Here is an 18,355-nt window from a genome sequence, read left to right as displayed (position 1 = left end):
CCGGTACGAAGTTATGAACCGCGCCCTGTAGTCGGCGTCCCTCCCCGGAGCGCACCTGCCGCGTAGCTCTTGAGTACTACGGGTATCCGGGAGGGGGCCGGCGCTCAAGGGGCCTTCGGCGGGGCCGGGTTGACCTGTCTCCGTCCGGCCGCTTGACCGCGGTGATGAACGCGACGACCAGAACGGACGCGCCGGCCGGCTTGCATGGCGACTGGGTCGCCGGCGAGGCCATGCTCCTGGCGTGGCAGCACGTCCACAACGCCTTCGTTCGCACGGCTGCCCTGTCGCTCGTGGAGGTCGAGGAGCGGTCCCGCCGCAACCGGCTGGCCCTCGCGCTGCTGGGCGATGTCGTGGCGGGCTGCTCCACAGCGCGGCCGCCACCGTGATCGCGCGGGTGCTGCCCGCCCACCGCGGCCAGGGGCGCGGCGGGCAGCTGTACGCGCACGGGCTGGCCGAAGCACGACGGCTCGGCGCCCGTGTCATCGAGAGCTGCTGGAGTCCGACCCCGAGGTGCCGCGGTTCGCTGTGCGCCTCGGATGCGTCGAGACCACGAGGTACGTACTCCCGGGCGACAGCGTGCCGTTCATCGGTCTCAGGCTGGCCTGACGGCCCTCGGGGCCGCCCCGGCGCGCCCGCTGTCAGCCCTGGAGGACGGCGAGTTCGCGGACCGTCGCCATGTCGCTGAACGGGATGAGCTGTTCGCCGACGATCTGGTACGGCTCGCTGCCCTTGCCCGCCACCAGGACGATGTCGTCGGGGCCGGCGCTCTCCAGGGCGAAGGCGATCGCGGAGCGCCGGTCCGCGCGGCGTTCGAACCTGGTTCCGGTGGCTTCCAGACCCGGGACGATCTGGTCCATGATCGCTTCGGGGTCCTCGTTCCTGGGGTTGTCCGACGTCAGGACGCACAGGTCGGAGCGGGTTCCGGCGATCTCGCCCATCCGGGCCCGCTTGGTGACGTCCCGGTCTCCGCCGCAGCCGAAGACCGTGATGACCCGGCCGCCCCGCGAGAAGTCCCGGACCGCGCCGAGGACCTTGTCCAGGGAGTCCGGCGAGTGGGCGTAGTCCACGATCACCGCGGTGCCGCGCGGCGTCTCGAAGCGCTCCAGCCGGCCCGGGACGGGAGGCATCCGGTCGAGTGCGGCCACCAGTCCGGCGAGGTCGTGGCCCAGGAGGTGGCAGGCGGCCACGGAGGCCAGCGCGTTGGACACGGAGAACCGTCCGGGGACGGGAATGGCGGCGGGGTACTTGCCGCCCTGGTGGTGGAGGGTGAAGCGGGTGCCGAAGGCGTTCATGCTCAGGTCCGTGGCCCGGTAGTCGGCCTCGCCGTCGATGCCGTAGGTGGTGACCCTGCCCGGCATCGTCGGGGCGATGGCGGCGCCCACCGGGTCGTCCACGTTGACCACGGCGCTCCTGCACAGCCCCTGGAAGAGGCGGAGTTTGGCGTCTCGGTAGTTCTCCATCGTGCCGTGGTCGTCCAGGTGGTCCTGCGTGAGGTTGGTGAAGATGCCCACGTCGAGGAAGGCACGGTCCACCCGGTGGTGCAGGAGGCCCATCGAGGTTGCCTCCAGCACGACCGTGCCGACCTCGTGGTCGCGCATGTGCCCCAGGAGGTACTGGAAGTCCGGTGACTCCGGTGTGGTGAGGACGGAGCGCGGCATCGGGATGAGCTCGTCACCGATCCTGCTGCCCCCGGTGCCGATCACCCCGACCCGTGCGCCCTCGGCGATCCTGAGCACGGACTCGACCATGTACGAGACGGAGGTCTTCCCGTTGGTGCCGGTGACGGCCACCATGTCCATGCTCCTGCCGGGCTCTCCGTAGTAGCGGGAGGTGACCACCGCGGCCGCCGTGCGCGTGTCCGCCACCCGCACCACGCAGGCGCCGCCAGGCGATGCCCGCACCGCCGCCAGGATGTCCGGCCCCTCGGCGCCCACCAGCACGGCCACGGCACCCCGCGCGAGTGCCGGGCCGACGGCCTCCGGACCGCCCTCGCGGTGTCCGGGAACGGCGATGTAGAGCGAACCCGGTGTCACGCGGTGGGCGTCGAAGCAGGCTCCGGCGGTGATCGGGGTCTCCGGATCACCGAGGAGTACCTCGTGATCGTGCCCGGCCAGCAACTCCCTCAGATTCATGCGGGGTCCTCTCGAAGATGCGGCTGGGCCCCGTCGGGCGCCGCCGGAGGGGTGCCGGCGGAACGTCTCGGGAGCTGCGCATGGTGTGGGGTGCTGCTCCGTGCGCAGCGAATGCGGTGGAAGAACTCCGTGGGCGGAGTGGGCGAGCGCGGCCGGAAGCGGAATGACGGCGCGGCGCGGTCGCCGGTGGTGGGTCCTGGTCAGCCGTGGCCGTGCAGGGCGCGGCAGCGCGCCTGGGTGGCGGCGGGGCACAGCAGGTGAGGTGCCTGTCGCAGGCACTCCCCCACCGCATCCATGTGACCCATGAGTGGAGTGTACGTCCCGTGGGCGGCGCCGGATCCACCTCTTCGTCACGGCCGGGAGCAGAGGGCGCCCCGGTGGGGGCGCGAGTGGGGCGCCGGCCGGTCTCCGTACGCGAAGGGCCTGTCGCACGGAGCGGTGTGCTCCGTGCGGCAGGCCCGGGGACCCGGTGTGACGCGGGCCGGGTGGAACGTCAGGTCGCGCTGGACATCAGGCTGTGTGGAGGGTCAGCCCGTACCGGTTCAGGATCTCGTTGATCGGCTGGTGCCAGGTCTCGCCACCCGAGCTGCAGTTGCCCCAACCGCCCGAGGTGACGCCCTGTGCCTGGTCGCCGCTGATGAAGGAGCCGCCCGAGTCGCCCGGCTCCGCGCACACGCTGGTCTTGGTCATCTGGTAGACCGCGCCCTGGCTGTAGTTCACCGTCTCGTTGGTGGCCAGTACATTGCCGCAGTGCCAGTGCGAGGTGGATCCGGATCGGCATATCGAGGCGCCGACGGGGGCCGCGGCGGAGCCGCGTACGAGCTGGTCCGAGACGGTGCCCCAGCCGATGACGACGGGGACGGTCCACCAGCCGTTGCCGACGCTCACCCAGGCGTAGTCGTCGCCGGGGAACGACGAGCCCTGGAAGTTGCCGATGGCGGAGCCGTCCCAGCCGCTGACGGCCGCCCCCGCCTGTCCGCAGTGTCCGGCGGTGACGAAGCCGCCGATCACGGAGAAGCCGATGGAGCACCTCACGTTGCCCGTGTAGTACGGGTCGCCGCCCACGGTCCCGGCGGCGAAGGTCCGCGGCGCCCGGGCGGTCTGTTCGACGACGACCGGTCCGGCCTCGCGGGCCTGCTCGACGAACGCGCGGACATCGTTGTCATCCTGCGCGGAGGCGACGACGTTCACGACGACCTTGTTGGCCTTCGGGTCGACGTGCCAGCTGCTGACCCCGGCGGGCGCGTCGAGCTTGTCGATCCGTGCCTTGACGGCGTCGAGCCGGCGCGCGGTGTGGGTGACCAGGCGGACGCCGGCGCCGGTCGCCCGCACGGCCGCCTTCCGCTTCTCACTGGTGACGGCCACCGTGAGGCCGCCCGTCGACGGATCGAACCAGGAGCCCCCGTAGCTGTCTCCGGCGGCCCGCTTCGCCTTCCCCTGGATGGCGGTCGCCGTCTTCTCCGCGGACAGCCTCGCCTTCGCCTGACTTGCCGTCAGTCCGAAGTCCTTCTGCATGGCGGTCAGCAGTCCGGCGGACGCCGGAAGCGGGTCGGAACCGGTGCGGGAAGCGGTGGCGGGGGTGTCGGCGGCGGAGGCGGAGGGGAAGCCCGCGCCCGCCCAGGCTCCGACGAGGAGCACGGCGGACAGTGCGGTTCGCAGAGCTGTGATGCGTCTCAAGGCATTGGCCCTTCTGTTGTTCCGGCGAAGTGGGGGAGGAACAGCAGGCGTCCGGGAGGCGTCTCGCCTGAGAGCGCTCTCAGATTGTGCCGTTCCGGACTGTAGCCCAGAGTCGTTTGCAGGTCCATGCCAATGGATGAGCGGCTGGACGGATCCTTCCGTTGAGCAGGCGTACTCGTCCCGCGCGCCCGAACTCGCCCTGCAACCACCTCGGATGAACGACGGGCGGCGCCGGAGCAGGCCGGGCGGCGAAGGTCGGGGCAGGGCGAGGAGACGGGCGTGACCGGGTCGCCGGGAACTTGAGGTGCGGGGCCGGGGCGACCGGTGCACTGATGTGCGCGGTCGCGCTCGTGCCCGGCGGCTGCGGGGTGCTGAGCACGAAGGAGGACCGCCGGTTCGCCGAGGCACTGCCGGACGGGCACTACCCGGGATGCTCGAAGTGATCGAGGTACACAAGCTGTTCCCGAAGACGCCCCGTTCGGAGATTGCCTTCTCGGTGGCCGGTCGCCGGTGACCCCGACGCCGTCGTCCGGCTCCGGGTCGGCGCCGAAGCGGGAACGTGCAACACGTACCCCTGCCGGCCGGTCCCCGATGACACGGCGGAGCGCGGACGGTCCGAAGCGGCCCGGCCGCGGATCCTCATCCGGACGTCCAGCCCTCCGAGATCCGGCAGCGGTCCGCCGCGACGCTCCAGGCGGCGGTACGGGAGCGGCTCCGCGCGTCCCGCCCGGGTGTGCAGGTCAGCGGGTACCAGGGGGTGTGGAGGCTGGAACCGGGGACGGTCGACCGGCTCAGCGGGTACGTGCCCTGCTGCGAGCGGCCGGACGGCGGGAAGCGGTGTCCGGGTGACCGGGCCGTCGTGGTGACGACGGATGTGCGGAACGAGCCGGCCGGCCGGGTACGGGAGGCCGGCGGGCTGCGGGAGAGGCCGGGCCTTTTGCGGCTCCCGCCCTTTGCGGCTCCCGCCCTTTGTGGCTCCCGCCCCTGTGGAAGCGGCCGTCCCCGGGGCGGCTGCCCGGTCTCCCGAGGGGCGGTTGGCGTCCCCCGGAGGCGCGGGGCGCCCGGCTCCCCGACCGGCGGATCCTCGGCCCACGCCCAGACGCGTCGAGTCGCGCCAGGGCCGCCTCGCGTCGGGTCAGGGGCGCAGGGGCCGGTAGCCGAAGCTGCGCCACAGCGCGCGGACCGTCCCGCTGTCCGACCAGTGGCCGGGGGCCGGCGCCCTGCCGGTATCCGTTGTCTCCCAGATCCGGGCCGGACCGCCGACCGGCGCGGCGAACGGCTCCCAGCCCGGTTCGCCGGTGGTGGCGAATCCGGCCCAGGCGGCGGCCATCCGGTCCGAGAGGTGATGGTCGGCGGCCGTCGGCGCGCCGCCGATCAGGAACCGGACGCTCTCCTCTTCGAGGTTTCCGAAGGCGAACGGGACGTCCGCGCAGTGCCAGGCGTACGCCACCGGCTGCGATCCGCCGCGCTGCCGCGCGAAACGTGAGAGGAAGGTTCGTCCTCCCGCCCGTGCGTGGGCGTCGGCGAGCCGGCTGCTGTACTCGCCGAACATCAGGTCCCCGTACAGAGCGAGATGGACGTCTCCCACGGGGGCTTCCGGCATGAGCGCTCGGTAGCCGCGCGTCAACGGGTCCGGGAGTCCGAAGTCCGCGGCGAAACGGTTCAGCTGTTCCTCCGTGGTGACCTTCGCGCTGCTGCCGACGGCGTCCAGCAGCCAGTACTCCTGGGTGGTGTGGCAGACGAGCAGGTCGATGTCGCGGGCCGCCCCGCCGGCCAGGAGGGCGAGCGGGTCGCCGCGCAGCCGCACCCCGTCCGCGACCGGGCCGTAGATGACCGGGTCCCAGTGGTGCCGTCCGGAGTGCGGGTCCTGCCGGTATGCGTCCATGACGGCGTCGGACGCCTTGACCAGCGTCTGCGGCGAGGCGGCCGTCAGCCCGGCGGCTGTCGCGGGCACCCCGGCCTCGGCGGCCACCTTCTCCATGAGGTGCCCGGCGAGCTCGGGTGCGTAGCAGGGGCCGACCGCGCTGTGCGCTATCGCGCGCCGGAACAGCCCGGGTGCGCCGTCCATCGCCATCAGGCAGGCCACCGACGTTGCTCCGGAGGACTGCCCGGCCACGGTGACGTTGTCCGGGTCCCCGCCGAAGGCGGCGATCTCCCGGCGCACCCACGCCAGGGCGGCGATCTGGTCGAGCAGCCCGCGATTGGGCGGGCAGGGGCTGGGGCCGTCGGCCGGGACCTGGCCGAAGCCCTCGAATCCGAGGCGGTAGTTGAGTGTCACCACGACCAGGCCGGCACGGGCGAGCGCGGCGCCGTCGAAGTCCGGCTGGGCACCGGAGCCGAAGGTGTAGGCGCCCCCGTGGATCCAGACGAGCACCGGCAGCCGGGCCCCGGCGACCGCGTTCCCCGCCACCGGGGTCCAGATGTTGAGGCTGAGGACGTCCTCCTCGCCGGGCGACCAGCCCGGTGCGCCCGGCAGCCGCGCGGACTGCGGCACGACGGGGCCGAAGTCCACGCAGTCACGGATGCCCGCCCAGGGACTGCGGGGGCGGGGCGCCCGGAACCGGTCCGGTCCGAAGGGCGGCTCGGCGTACGGAAGGCCGAGGACGGCGACGACGTCCCGATCCTGGTCTCTTCCCCGTACCGGGCCGCAGGTGGTTTCGAAGACACTCATCAACGCCGCTCAGCCGTCCTTCACTCCCCGCCCCCGCCGGGCACGGGGATCAGGATGGCAGAGCCTCGGTCGCGGCACGAGCGAATTGACCGGCGCCCGGGGGGGCACGCCGACGCGGCCGCAGGACGGGGCGCCGTCGGCCGGGGACGGAGGCGAGTGTGGTCGCCACCGCGGTCACGTGCGCCGGTCCGGACGCGGGCATGAGCCGGCCCTGCGCCTGCCGTAGACGTCGAAGCCGACGGCGGCCAGCAGCACGAAGCCCTCCGCCCGCCCGGCTGAAACGTATGCCCGTGCCGACGGGCACCGGATCCCCTGCCGGGTTGTGGCCCGTGCGGCGGGCGCCGATGGTGGACGTACGGGCGGTCCGTCACGCCGTACCCCAGGCGACACGGCCCTTCGTACCGGTCCGCCCGACCGACACCCCGGAAAGCGCAGGTGATCGCGGTGACGAACGACCCCTCCTCCATCGACGGCATACGGGTGCCCGATACGGCGCTGGCACGGGAGACAACAGAACTGGTCCGGGACACCACGAGCGAGCTCGTCTTCCATCACTCGCGCCGCGTCTACTGGTTCGGCGCGCTCCAGGGCCGCAACCGCGATCTCGGATACGACCCCGAACTCCTGTACATCGGCGCGATGTTCCATGACCTCGGGCTCGGCGAGCGCTTCCGTACGAGCGGGCGCCGCTTCGAGGTGGACAGCGCGGACGAGGCCCGGCGATTCCTCCAGGGGCACCACGTGCCGGAGGACAGCGTCCGCAGGGTCTGGACGGCCATCGCGCTGCACACCACACCGGGCATCCCGCAGCACATGGAGCCCGAGGTGGCGCTCGTGACCGCGGGGGTCGAGTACGACGTACTGGGCATCGGCTACCAGGACATCTCCGAGGAGGACCGGTCCCGGATCGTCACCCTGCACCCTCGGCCGGACTTCAAACGGCGCATTCTCGGCGCGTTCACCGACGGTGTCCGCCAGAAGCCGGAGACGACGTTCGGCAACGTCAAGGCTGATGTGCTGGAGCACTACGTGCCGGGATTCGAGCGCGGCGACTTCGTCCGTACGATCCTCGACTCGCCCTGGCCGGAATGAGCCGGTACCCCGCGATGCCGGGCCGCCGGATCAGCGGGCCTGGCTGATCGCCGTACGGAGCATCGCCACGGTCGTCGCGGCCGCCGCGCGTTCCGCGTCGTCGTTCGTCGCACGGACCCGCTCCTCCAGCAGCACCACCGCCGCCTGGAGCACACCGACGCGCACCGGAACGCTCTGCATCGCCGTCAGGACCGCCGCGGCCTGTTCGGCCGGGGTCGCGGTCGCGGCCTGCGGGATGAGGGTGGAGATACCGCGCCCGAGCGCACGGTCACGAGGCGGCTGAGCCGCGGCAGTGGTCACCGCAGAAGTCTGCCGCACCGGGCGGACGGAATGGGGCAGTGACCTGGCCGCCGCACCCGGTACCGTCCCGGCCGCGGCCGGGACGGTACCGGGTGCGGATGCGCGCCGGTCAGGCCGGCGTGCCGCCGAGGTCGAAGACGAGGCGTCCGGACACCCGGCCCTTGAGGACCTCGCCGATCGCGGAGTTGATGTCCGCCAGATCCCGGCTCTCGCGGACCACGCGGGTGCGGCCGAGCCGGTGCAGCTGAAAGACCTCGGCCAGGTCCTGGCGGGTTCCGACGATCGAGCCGACGACCTTCGTGCCGTTCAGCACCGTGTCGAAGACCGGGAGTTCGAGCTTGCCCTCCGCGGGAAGGGCCACGAGGACGAGGGTGCCGCCCCGGCGCAGCGCACCGTAGGCCGCGCCGAACGACTCATTGCTCACCGCGAGCGAGATCGCCGCGTCGGCGCCACCGAGCCGGCGGGTCTCCTCCACGACGTCCTGGACGCGGGCGTCGATGACGTGATCGGCGCCCAGCTCCCGGGCCAGGGCCAGCTTCTCGTCGGTGACGTCCACGGCGATGGTCTCGGCGCCGAAGATCCGCGCGTACTGCAGGGCGAGGTGTCCGAGGCCGCCGATGCCGGAGACGAGGGCGCGGGTGCCGGGGCGCGCGCCGGAGAGCTTCACCGCCTTGTAGGTGGTGACGCCCGCGCACGTCAGGGGCGCCGCGTCCAGCGGGTCGATGCCGTCGGGCACGGGCACGACGTAGTCGCCGTGGGCGAGGGCGTACTCGGCGTGGCTGCCGTCGACCGAGTAGCCGCTGTTCTGCTGCGCCAGGCAGAGCGTCTCCCACCCGGAGACGCAGTGGTCGCAGTGCCCGCACGCCTCGCCGAGCCAGGGGATGGCCACCCGGTCGCCCACAGCGAGGTGGGTGACCTGCTCGCCGGCCGCCTCGACGATGCCGATCCCCTCATGGCCGGGGACGAAGGGCGGGCTCGGTCTGACCGGCCAGTCCCCCTGGGCCGCGTGGATGTCGGTGTGGCAGAGCCCGGAAGCCTCCATACGGACCAGGACCTGGTGCCCGGCCGGGGTGGGTACCGGCCGGTCCTCGACGACGAGGGGTTCGGTGAAGCTGCGGACGACGGCGGCCCTCATGCGTACTCCTCCGCTTCGGTGCGGTGTGCCGGGTCCGCCGCACGGAGACGCGCCGGGCAGGCACACAAGCCTCGGAACAGAGTATTTCGGATGGCCGGTTCTCGCCCCTTTTCGGGATCGGCCGGCCGCTATCCCTTCGCCCAGGTACGCATCGCGGCCCGCGAGGAGAAGTCGGCGACATCTTTGTCGAGGGGGTGGTCGGTGTACTGGTGGATGCGCCAGGAAGCCTTGATGCGGGGCTTTCCCGCGGTGACGTAGTCGGCGATCCACAGACCGTCCCCGGCGTACGACGTGGTGTCGTGGTTCAGCCAGAAGTAGCGATTGCAGTACAGCAGGACCCGGTGGTGCGGCCGCAGCCGTTTGACCTCACGGATGAACTGGTCCTTCTCGGCGTTACTGGCCCGGGTGCCCTCACCGTTCTCCTCCCAGTCGACGGCCAGCAGTTCCCCCGCCTTCTCCGGCGCCTTGCTCAGGAAGTACGCCGCCTGCGCCGCGATATTCCCGGGCCACAGGAAGTGGTAGAAGCCGACCACGCATTCCGCGTCCCGTGCGCGCTTGGTCTGCTCGGCCAGGTGCGGATTGACGTACGAGCGTCCCTCGGTGGCCTTGATGAAGACAAAGTCCAGACCGTCCGTGTCGATGGACGACTGATGCGAACTGACATCGACACCGTGGAGCATGGGCACCGCCTTCAAGTGGTCCGGGTGATTCCGCTTTCTCACCGGTTAACTGCCCGCGACTTACGCGTCCCATCCGCCGGTGGGGTAGAGGAATCGTTTCGCCATCACCCGGAATAGCACCGGGCCCGACCGGGTTGGTGAACCGGCGAGAGCCATTTCACCCAGCGCGGGCATCAATTCGGGCGGCGCTGGCACCATCGGAGGTCGGACCCATGAAGATCGGCATCATCGGCGCAGGGAACATCGGCGGTAATCTCACCAGGCGCCTTACGGCACTGGGCCATGAGGTGTCCGTCGCCAACTCACGCGGTCCGGAGACACTCGCCGCGCTGGCCGAGGAGACCGGCGCCACCGCGGTCGACGCGGCGCAGGCCGCCCGGGACGCCCAGGTCGTGGTCGTCACCGTTCCGCTCAAGGCCGTTCCGGCGCTGCCCGCCGGATTCCTGGACGCCGCCGCGGAGGGAGCCGCGGTCATCGACACCGGCAACTACTACCCCCAGCGCGACGGCCGCATCGCCGCCATCGAGGACGGCCTGCCGGAGAGCCGCTGGACGGAGACCCAGATCGGTCACCCCGTCATCAAGGCCTTCAACGGTACTTATGCGCAAGACATCATCACCCGGGGCCTGCCGGCCGGGACCGCGGGCCGGCAGGCCCTGCCGGTGGCCGGTGACGACGCGGCCGCCAAGGCGGTGGTCCGTGAGCTGATCGACGAGCTGGGCTTCGACACCGTGGACGCCGGAGGGCTCGACACGTCGTGGCGTCAGCAGCCGGGGACCCCGGTGTACGGCAGCCAGGGCGATGCGGCGGCCGTCGAGAAGGCCCTGGCCGCGGCGTCCCCCGAGCGCACCGCCGAGTGGCGGGCGTGACGCCTGGTTCGAGGGTCCGGGCCCGATGCCGGACCCGGCGGTCTGTGCCTGACGCCGGGCGCGGGGGTCCGGACCTGGCACCGGGTTCCCGGGTCCGGGCCTGACGCCGGGTTCGAGGGTCCCGGTCTGATGCCGGACACGGGGTCCGGGCCTTGGGCGGAGTTCTGGGCCCGCCCCGGCGGCTCGGTCCTTCAGTCCGCGAAGGCGGTGCTGCGGCTGAGCTTCTCCCAGGTCAGGACCTCGGCACGGGAAGCGTCGAGGGCGGCGAGGACCGCGTCGGTGGCGTCGTTCCCGAGCGGCAGCCGGAGCGGGGTGTCCGGTGCGTCCAGGGCGGTGAGGATCGCCGCCGCCGCCCTGGCCGGGTCCCCCTCCTGCTTGCCGTCCGAGCCGGGGAGATCGGAACGGACCGGGCCCACGGTCGCCTCGTACGCGGGCAGCGGCGCGGACTGGTGCAGGGCGCCGCTTCCGGCGAACCCGGTCCGGAACGATCCGGGCTCGACGATCAGCACCTTGATCCCGTGCGGGGCCACTTCGGCGGCAAGCGCCTCGGACAGCCCCTCCAGCGCGAACTTCGTGGCCGAATAGGCACCGACACCGGGGAAGGTGAAGCGGCCGCCCATGCTGCTCATCTGGACCACGGCGCCGGAGCCGTTGCGGCGCATGTGCGGCAGCACGGCGCGCACCAGCGCGGCCGGCCCGAAGAAGTGCAGGTCCATCAGATCACGCAGCTCGCGGTCGCCGGTCTCCTCCACGGCCCCGATCATTCCCATCCCCGCGTTGTTGACCACCACGTCTATCCGTCCGTACCAGAGCACGGTGTCCGCGACGACGTCCGCGACGCGCGCCGTGTCCGTGACGTCCAGCTGGACCGCGACGGCGCGGTCCGGGTGCGCGGCGACGAGGTCGTCGAGCACCTCCGGCCTGCGGGCCGTGGCGACGACGGTGTCCCCGGCGGCCAGTGCGGCCGAGGCGATGGCACGGCCGAATCCGGAGGAGGCGCCGGTGATCAGCCAGACCCGGCCCGGTGTCCCGTCCCCGGTGGCCGAGGTGTTCCCGGTGTTCCTGCGGTGTTCGGCGTTCATAGCCAACTCCATGTTTTCTCGGGGTGGTTGCGGTGATTCAGTTATGTCATCCGGCTCCACAGGCGGTCCAGGACAGAGACTCGTCGGACCGATAAAGACGACTTATGATGCCTGGATGGAGCTGCGTCAACTGCGCTACCTCACCGTGATCGCCGAGGAGGAGAACCTGGGGCGGGCCGCCCGGCGGCTGTTCGTCAGCCAGCCCGCCCTCTCGTACGCCCTCAAGAGCCTGGAGTCCGAGCTCGGGGTGCGGCTGTTCGACCGGCACGCCGGGGGCGTCTCCGCGACCGCGGCGGGGCAGGACGTGATCGCCGAGGCCTTGCTGACGGTTCGGCAGGCGGAGCGGGTGTCGGCGGCGGCCGAGCGGCACACCCGCGGCGAGACCGGCGTGCTGCGGGTGGGTTTCGAGGCGAGCGGCGCCGGCGAACTCACCACGCGCGCCCGTGCAGAGTTCGCCCGGCACCACCCGGGGGTACGGGTGGTGCCCAAGCGCTACGACTGGGGGCAGGAGGCCGACGCGCTGCGTGACGGCCAGACCGATGTCGCGTTCGTCTGGCTGCCCAATGACCTCAGCGGGCTGCGCAGCGAGCTGGTGCATACCGAACCGCGTGTCGTGGGACTGCCCTGCGGGCACGCGCTGGCGGGCCGTTCGGGCATCTCGGTGCTCGAAGTGGCCGACGAACCACTGCTGTGGACCCAGCGCGCGCCACGTGAGTGGGTGGACTGGTGGGCGGTCAACCCCCGGCCGGACGGTTCGAGTCCGAGGTGGGGGCCGACCAATGACAACGTCGAGGAGATGCTGGAGCAGGTGGCGGAGGGTTCCGCTGTCTGCTTCGCGCCCCTGAGCATGGCCCGGTACTACGCGCGGCCGGACCTCGCCTGGGTCCCGCTGACCGATGTGGAACCGCTGCGGGTGGTGCTCGCCTGGGTGGGCGGCAAGGACACCGCACTGGTGCGCGGCTTCGTCCGGGTCGTCCGGGAGCTCGTCGCCGCGGCGGACGCACCGGCCGGCTGACCGCCGGTCAGGGCCTCACGTCGTCAGGACTTCTCGTCGTCACGGCTTCTCGTCGTCAGGGCGGGCCGGCAGGCTGTCCATGAAGGAGCTGACGGAGAACACCGCGCGTCCGGGACCCGGCGGACCGTAGCCGGGAGGCGACGTCAGCCCGTACTCCTCCATCGTCGAGCGGTAGGCGTCCAGCAGCCGGATGTGGTACTCCAGCGGCGCGCCGTCCGGGTTCGTCTTCCCCAGCGGCGTCGTGGGCTCGGGGCACCAGGTGGTGAAGCGGGGAGTGATGCCGTGCGACATGAAGAACCGCAGGCCCTCTGTGGTGGAGTCGATGGCCTCCTTCACCGTGGTGAAACCGAACGGCTCGGCCATCTCCACGCCTGCGACGAAGTTGGGAATGACGTTGCGGGCACCGAAGACCTCGGCGGAGTCCAGGATGCGGCGGTGCCATTCGTCGCGGCCGACGTAGCGCTCCTTGCCGGGGCAGTACAGCTCGAACAGCCGCGGGTCCCACACCTCGTAGTTCGGGTGGTAGATCTGCACGCCGTAGTCGTGGAAGCGCTGCACATCGGCCTTGGGCAGGGCCTGGGCGACGACCTTGCCGATCCAGCGGCCGGGGAAGCGCTCCTCGATGGCCTTCGCGTACTGGCCGTAGAAGTCGGCCTCGTCCCGGCCCCCGATGTGGGAGGTGATGGCACCGCCGGTGAGCGTGTAGGCCGTGGACGTCTTCGCGGTGTCGTAGCGGTCGATGATGGCCAGCGCCTCAAGGACCTCCTCCACCGGCTTCACTCCGGTGTACGGACGGCCCGCGGCCTTGTGCTGGCGCCAGTTGTGGTTGATGTCGCAGTACTGGCACTCCTCCTTGGCGCCGAAGTACTGGCAGACGCGGAAGACCGTCAGATAGACGAGGTAGCCCCACTGGATGGTGGGCGCCACCTCCATCACGGACTTGCCGTTCTCCAGCGTGTGCCGGTAGTAGTCGGGCATCGGGGGGAGCCCGACGTCGGAGATCCGCCTGCCGTCGAGGTAGAGCCCGAGCACACCGTCGGCGCCGGCCGCGACCCGGTAGGGCGATGCGGGGTTCACCCGCACGGAGACCACGGTGCGCCGCAGTTCGTAGGGGCCGCCGGTGAGGACGATCTCCTCCGGCGGCCGGCGCAGGGCGGCGGCCCCCAGCTCGGGCAGCGTGCCGTGGTCGAAGGAGAAGATGAAGTACGACTTCGGCTTGACGTCACCGCCCTCGTTGTCGCTGAGCGCGGACTCGTCGAAGGCCAGTCCGCCGCGCAGCAGGTCCTCCTTGATCACGGCCTCCCTGGGCACGTGCGGGAACCGCTCCATGAGCCCTTCGACCAGGCGGGTGCGGCCTGCGTCGGTGCTGGCTGGCTCGGTACGGCCGGTGTCTGTGCGGCTGGGCATGTGCGGGGCTCCTCGGTCCGGTTGTCGGTGATGTTCCGGATACGCCACCTGTGCAACGAACAACGGAGCGGATGCGTTCTCGATCCCGCGCACCGGATACGGGGACGGTCATGGCGCCCGCCGCCGCAGCGTATGTGACCGGCCAGTAGGGTGTGGGGCCCGGGAGCCCGTCGGCCGTGCGGCCGCCCCGACGCCCGGTGGTTACCGCAGTCGGCCGCGGATCGGAAGTGCTTCATGACCCGCACCATGTCCGTGTCGGACAGCACAGTGGTCCCCGTCGCGCCCTCGGCGGTGTACGCACAGGTCAGCGACCCGACCGCGATGGGGCGCTGGAGTCCGGAGAACCGGGGCGCGAAGGTGCTCGGCGAGCGCCGGGAGGCGTACGTCGGCATGGTCTTCGAGGGCCGCAACAGGCGCGGCAGGATGAACTGGACGACGCGGTGCACGGTGACCGCGGCCGATCCGGGCGAGCGGTTCGCCTTCCGGGTCCACGCGATCGGCGCCCGGCGGCCGCGGCTCCCCGGCTCGATCGCCACCTGGGAGTACCGGTTCGAGGAGGTGGACGGCGGCACCCTGGTCACCGAGACCTGGACCGACGACCGTCGGCGCTGGCCGGACTTCCTGGCCAACGCCTTCGACCGGGCGGCCACCCGGGGGCACACCTTCGCGGACTTCCAGCGCGGCAACATCCGCACGACGCTCCGGCGGCTCAGGGCGGCGCTGGAGGTTCCGCGCGACGGGGAGGTGTCCGGGGCTTAACCACTCCCCGGCCCCTTCGACGCCCCCGCGGTTCCCTCAGCGCTCCTGCCGGTTGCCTCAACGCTCCCAGTGCGAGGGGCGGCTGAGCGACGCGGGGAGCCGGGTGGCACCGTTGCCCCGGGCCGCGTTCAGCTGTGACTGGGTCAGGAAGAGTGCCCCGGTCAGGTCCGCACCGGACAGTCGCGCGTCCCGGAAGTCCGCGCCGATGAGGTCGGCGAGCCTGAGATCGGCGCCGGTGAGGTCCGCCGCGATGAGGCAGGCGCCGCGCAGGTCGCCGCCGCGCAGGTCGGCTCCCTTGAGCCGGGCACCGATGAGGTCGGCGCCGCGGTGGTCGCGCTTCTTCTTGCGAGGGGCGGTGGCACGGACGAGTTCGCTGGTACGCGCGAGCAGGGCGGCGACGGCGTCCCGGTGCGCCGCGACGTCCAGCTCAGCGAGGGCGGCGGCGTCGAGGTGGGTGAGGCGCTCGGTCTCGTCGAGGGTGCGGCCGATCTCGCCGTGGAGGGGGCGGGCCGGTGCCAGTCCGGCCGCCTCCGTCAGGTACCAGAGCAGCTCGTGCAGCTGCCGCATGACCGGGAAGACCTCGAACATCTGCTGGGCGCTCTCCGGGGCCGCCCGCCAGTCCCGTCCGCCGAAGGTCTCCCCCGACACCTTCTGTCCGGCGCCGAAGCAGTCGTAGACGGTGCAGCCCGGAAAGCCCTCGGAACGCAGTCCGGTGTGGATGCCGCAGCGGAAGTCGTCCTGAAGATTGCGGCAGGGTTTGCCGGCGTCCTTGTTGATGGCGAAGTCGGCGGACCGGGTGAGGGTCAGCGCGACGCAGCACAGCCCGAAGCAGTTCCCGCAGTCGGCGCGCAGGCCTGCCCGGCCGGTGCCGTCCGGGTCGTCGGTGCCGGGAGCTCGGTCGGTATCGGGCACGGTGCCTGCGTCCTCCGGTGTGCGGGGTTCATGAACGACCGAGCCTACCGAGGTTCCCGGCGGGCCCTGTCCACGCGGTGTCCATCCCGGAGAACGGGGCCTCCCCCACGGGCCGGGAACCCGCACGCGACAATGGTGGCTAATACATCTTTATGGGAGGTGGCCACCATCGTGGCGAACGCACCGGTCGAGAGCATTCCGGCCAGGCGAGTACTGACCGATCCGGCGGGCCTGGCCCGGTACCAGCACGACGAGGCCGAGTGGGCTCCGTACGGGATGCCGCGGGCCGTGGTCCGCCCGTCCGGCACCGACGAGGTGCGGGATGTGGTGCGCCACTGTCTCGCCCACCGCATTCCTCTGGTGCCGCGCGGTGCGGGCACCGGCCTGTCCGGCGGTGCGAACGCCGTGGACGGGGCGATCATCCTGTCGTTCGAGGACATGGACCGGATCGTCGATATCGACGCGGCCGAGCGGCTGGCAGTGGTCCAGCCCGGCGTGGTCAACGACGACCTCCGGGCGGCCTGCGCCGAGCACGGGCTCTGGTACCCGCCGGATCCGGCCAGCTCTCCCTGGTCCACGATCGGCGGGAACGTCGCGACCAATGCCGGCGGTATGTGCTGCGTCAAGTACGGCGTGACCCGCGACTACGTGCTGGGCCTCGAAGTGGTCAACGGGCTCGGCGAGGTCGTCTCGCTCGGACGCCGTACCGCGAAGGGTGTGGCGGGGTACGACCTGGCCGGGCTGATGGTGGGCTCCGAGGGCACGCTCGGGGTGATCACGGAGATCACCGTGCGGCTGCGCCCGGCCCGTCTCCAGGAGCGGACGGTCGCGGGCTACTTCTCTTCGGTGGTCGCCGCCGGTGAGGCGGTGAGCGCCGTGACCGCGTCCGGCGTCATCCCGTCCGCGCTCGAACTGGTCGACCGGCACTGCCTCGCCGCCGTGGACGCCTGGAAGAAGATGGGGCTGTCCGCGGACGCGGACGTCGTGCTGCTCGGGCGGGTGGACACTCCGGGGGCCGAGGGTGACGCCGAGGCCGAACTGATCCGGGACTGCTTCGAACGGGCCGGCGCCACCTGGGCCGCGGTCTCCACCGACCAGCACGAGGCCGATGCCCTGTTCCAGGCCCGGCGGCTGGCCTATCCCGCGCTCGAACGGCTCGGCCCGGTCCTGACCGAGGACGTCTGCGTACCGCGGACCGCGGTTCCGGAGATGCTGGCCCGGATCGAGCGGACGGCGGCACGGCACGACGTCCTGATCGCCAACATCGCCCACGCGGGGGACGGCAATCTGCATCCCCTGATCATCACGCCGCCGGGTGACGAAGCGGCGCGTGCCCGCGCGCAGTCCGCCTTCGAGGACATCCTGGACGACGCGATCGCACTGGGCGGCACGGTCACGGGCGAGCACGGGGTGGGTCTGCTGAAGATGCGCGGCATGGACAAGGAGCTGGGAGGCGCGGTGCTCGGCATGCACCACGCGGTGAAGGCGGCGCTCGATCCGCACGGCATCCTGAACCCGGGCAAGGTCCTCACAGCGGGCACCGCCTGACCCGGGGGCTTCGGCCGGAGCCCGCGGCGGCCCGTGCGGCGCCGTTGTCAGTGCGGCGGCGCACACTGGCAAAAAGCGCGTACGGGCCGAGGGGGAAGCGGATGGGCACCGGGGAGGAGGCCGGTTTTGAACCGGCCACTGGTGAGGGGCCGCCGCCTCCGGGCCCGGCTGAGAAGCGGGCCGCCGCGGTACGGACGGCGTTCGCCGGGATGGCGCAGATCCGGCGGCTGGCCAACTCCGGGCACCCCGCCCCGGAGTCGGTTCCGGCCCCGTGGGAAGTGCACAGGCCCGTGCGCGCCGTCGCCCTCACGCTGGAGGCGTCGGGGCTGTCCGCGTCGGCCGTCGACGCGTCGGGGCGGCGTACGGCGACCGGATACCGGGTGGAGGCCGCGACGGCCCCCGGCACCGTACGCGTCGAATGGCTCGGGCCGCCCGGCAGCGGGGCGGCCCACGAGGAGGGCGACGAACTGAACCGGTGCGCGGCGGCGCTGCGGGCGGCGGGCTGGATCGCGCTGCTGTATCACGGGCCGCGCCGCCGAAGATTCCTGGAGGTCGAACCACCGGCCGGCGTGCGGGCCTGACGGTCCGTAGGGGCCACGCCGGGGCTGGGCCCGGGGTGTTGTCAGACCCATGGGGGATGCTTGTGGGTCCGACACCTCTGAGACACCTCTGACCGGGAGATGCTGAGATGCGCGATGACGAACTCGCCGCGGCGCAGGCGTACGTCCGTTTGCTGGAAGCCACCCGGGCCGCCCTCTGCGAGCCGGATGACGCCCCGCTGTACATGCCCCTGCTCGCCGCACCGATCGAGGAGGCCGACGGCGCGCTGCGCCGGGCCGGGCTCTCGGGCAACGAGTCGCGGTTCTTCGACCTCGTCCGGTCGCTCCAGCCGAGCATGTCGGGCAGCGGGCATTGAGCCGAGCCGTGCGGCCGGCGCCGACGCGGTTCGGCAGGCCTCGGGTCCGGGGCCGCCGGGTCCGCTCCGGGCCTTGACGCGATCCGCCGAGGCCCGGAGATCATGTCCGCGGCGTGGCCTGCGCCGCACTCCCCCGGCCGTCCCCAGCTCGGCCTGCCAC

Annotated in this window: 16 protein-coding genes and 1 pseudogene; 8 read left to right on the top strand and 9 right to left on the bottom strand. The window is 72.0% G+C overall.

Going from position 1 to position 18,355, the window contains the following annotated elements; translation table 11 throughout:
• The first annotated feature begins 230 nt into the window (after positions 1–230).
• Positions 231–606 (top strand): annotated as a pseudogene (locus ACIP89_RS25050) (GNAT family N-acetyltransferase).
• 32 nt (positions 607–638) lie between these two features.
• Here the strand turns inward: ACIP89_RS25050 and ACIP89_RS25045 are convergent.
• The 3 genes from ACIP89_RS25045 to ACIP89_RS25035 all read right to left on the bottom strand — a co-directional run bounded on the left by ACIP89_RS25045 (position 639) and on the right by ACIP89_RS25035 (position 6,480).
• A complete protein-coding gene (locus tag ACIP89_RS25045) occupies positions 639–2,132 on the bottom strand; it encodes a UDP-N-acetylmuramoyl-L-alanyl-D-glutamate--2,6-diaminopimelate ligase (protein WP_401924053.1) in 1,494 nt (497 codons plus the stop codon).
• 510 nt (positions 2,133–2,642) lie between these two features.
• Positions 2,643–3,791: a S1 family peptidase gene (locus tag ACIP89_RS25040; protein WP_401925531.1), complete on the bottom strand. Its 1,149-nt coding sequence runs from the start codon at positions 3,789–3,791 to the stop codon at positions 2,643–2,645.
• A gap of 1,153 nt (positions 3,792–4,944) precedes the next feature.
• On the bottom strand, positions 4,945–6,480 hold the full coding sequence (locus ACIP89_RS25035) for a carboxylesterase/lipase family protein (protein WP_402116807.1): 1,536 nt from the start codon (positions 6,478–6,480) through the stop codon (positions 4,945–4,947).
• Positions 6,481–6,924: 444 nt separating this feature from the next.
• On the opposite strand from ACIP89_RS25035, the gene ACIP89_RS25030 reads away from it, so the two are divergent.
• Positions 6,925–7,572 (top strand): HD domain-containing protein, encoded by a 648-nt coding sequence (locus ACIP89_RS25030; protein ID WP_401924058.1) that lies wholly within the window; start codon positions 6,925–6,927, stop codon positions 7,570–7,572.
• Between the two features lie 30 nt (positions 7,573–7,602).
• On the opposite strand, the gene ACIP89_RS25025 is transcribed toward ACIP89_RS25030, so the two are convergent.
• From ACIP89_RS25025 to ACIP89_RS25015, 3 genes are all read right to left on the bottom strand, one after another.
• The gene (locus tag ACIP89_RS25025) at positions 7,603–7,872 is read right to left on the bottom strand and encodes a hypothetical protein (protein ID WP_024489358.1); all 270 of its coding nucleotides are present in this window, start codon (positions 7,870–7,872) and stop codon (positions 7,603–7,605) included.
• A 109-nt stretch (positions 7,873–7,981) separates the two neighbouring features.
• Complete coding sequence (adhP, locus tag ACIP89_RS25020; protein ID WP_401924060.1) at positions 7,982–9,007, bottom strand: alcohol dehydrogenase AdhP; 1,026 nt, start codon at positions 9,005–9,007, stop codon at positions 7,982–7,984.
• 128 nt (positions 9,008–9,135) lie between these two features.
• Positions 9,136–9,687: a glycoside hydrolase family 25 protein gene (locus tag ACIP89_RS25015; RefSeq protein ID WP_390083159.1), complete on the bottom strand. Its 552-nt coding sequence runs from the start codon at positions 9,685–9,687 to the stop codon at positions 9,136–9,138.
• Positions 9,688–9,875: 188 nt separating this feature from the next.
• Between ACIP89_RS25015 and ACIP89_RS25010 the strand changes: the two genes are divergently transcribed.
• Positions 9,876–10,556 carry an NADPH-dependent F420 reductase gene (locus ACIP89_RS25010; protein ID WP_401926502.1) on the top strand — a complete coding sequence of 227 codons (681 nt, stop codon included), beginning with the start codon at positions 9,876–9,878 and terminating at the stop codon, positions 10,554–10,556.
• Between the two features lie 191 nt (positions 10,557–10,747).
• Here ACIP89_RS25010 and ACIP89_RS25005 read toward each other — a convergent pair whose 3' ends face one another.
• The gene (locus tag ACIP89_RS25005) at positions 10,748–11,638 is read right to left on the bottom strand and encodes an oxidoreductase (RefSeq protein WP_402116805.1); all 891 of its coding nucleotides are present in this window, start codon (positions 11,636–11,638) and stop codon (positions 10,748–10,750) included.
• 115 nt (positions 11,639–11,753) lie between these two features.
• Here ACIP89_RS25005 and ACIP89_RS25000 point away from each other — a divergent pair, with 115 nt between their 5' ends.
• Positions 11,754–12,653, top strand: a complete 900-nt coding sequence (locus ACIP89_RS25000) for a LysR family transcriptional regulator (RefSeq protein WP_402116802.1) — start codon at positions 11,754–11,756, stop codon at positions 12,651–12,653.
• 39 nt (positions 12,654–12,692) lie between these two features.
• Here ACIP89_RS25000 and ACIP89_RS24995 read toward each other — a convergent pair whose 3' ends face one another.
• On the bottom strand, positions 12,693–14,060 hold the full coding sequence (locus tag ACIP89_RS24995) for a radical SAM protein (protein ID WP_401924069.1): 1,368 nt from the start codon (positions 14,058–14,060) through the stop codon (positions 12,693–12,695).
• A 234-nt stretch (positions 14,061–14,294) separates the two neighbouring features.
• Here ACIP89_RS24995 and ACIP89_RS24990 point away from each other — a divergent pair, with 234 nt between their 5' ends.
• Positions 14,295–14,819, top strand: a complete 525-nt coding sequence (locus ACIP89_RS24990) for an SRPBCC family protein (RefSeq protein ID WP_402116800.1) — start codon at positions 14,295–14,297, stop codon at positions 14,817–14,819.
• 57 nt (positions 14,820–14,876) lie between these two features.
• Here ACIP89_RS24990 and ACIP89_RS24985 read toward each other — a convergent pair whose 3' ends face one another.
• Complete coding sequence (locus tag ACIP89_RS24985; RefSeq protein ID WP_402116799.1) at positions 14,877–15,731, bottom strand: pentapeptide repeat-containing protein; 855 nt, start codon at positions 15,729–15,731, stop codon at positions 14,877–14,879.
• Between the two features lie 171 nt (positions 15,732–15,902).
• Between ACIP89_RS24985 and ACIP89_RS24980 the strand changes: the two genes are divergently transcribed.
• From ACIP89_RS24980 to ACIP89_RS24970, 3 genes are all read left to right on the top strand, one after another.
• A complete protein-coding gene (locus ACIP89_RS24980; protein WP_402116797.1) occupies positions 15,903–17,279 on the top strand; it encodes an FAD-binding oxidoreductase in 1,377 nt (458 codons plus the stop codon).
• Between the two features lie 101 nt (positions 17,280–17,380).
• On the top strand, positions 17,381–17,860 hold the full coding sequence (locus tag ACIP89_RS24975; RefSeq protein ID WP_401926111.1) for a hypothetical protein: 480 nt from the start codon (positions 17,381–17,383) through the stop codon (positions 17,858–17,860).
• Between the two features lie 107 nt (positions 17,861–17,967).
• Positions 17,968–18,195 carry a hypothetical protein gene (locus ACIP89_RS24970; RefSeq protein ID WP_024489347.1) on the top strand — a complete coding sequence of 76 codons (228 nt, stop codon included), beginning with the start codon at positions 17,968–17,970 and terminating at the stop codon, positions 18,193–18,195.
• The last annotated feature ends 160 nt before the right edge of the window (positions 18,196–18,355 follow it).

Origin of the sequence: Streptomyces sp. NPDC088730, from assembly GCF_044751215.1 — a bacterium.
Lineage (GTDB): Bacteria > Actinomycetota > Actinomycetes > Streptomycetales > Streptomycetaceae > Streptomyces.
Note: the sequence above shows the minus strand (reverse complement) of the source record. Positions and strands in the feature narration are given on the sequence as shown.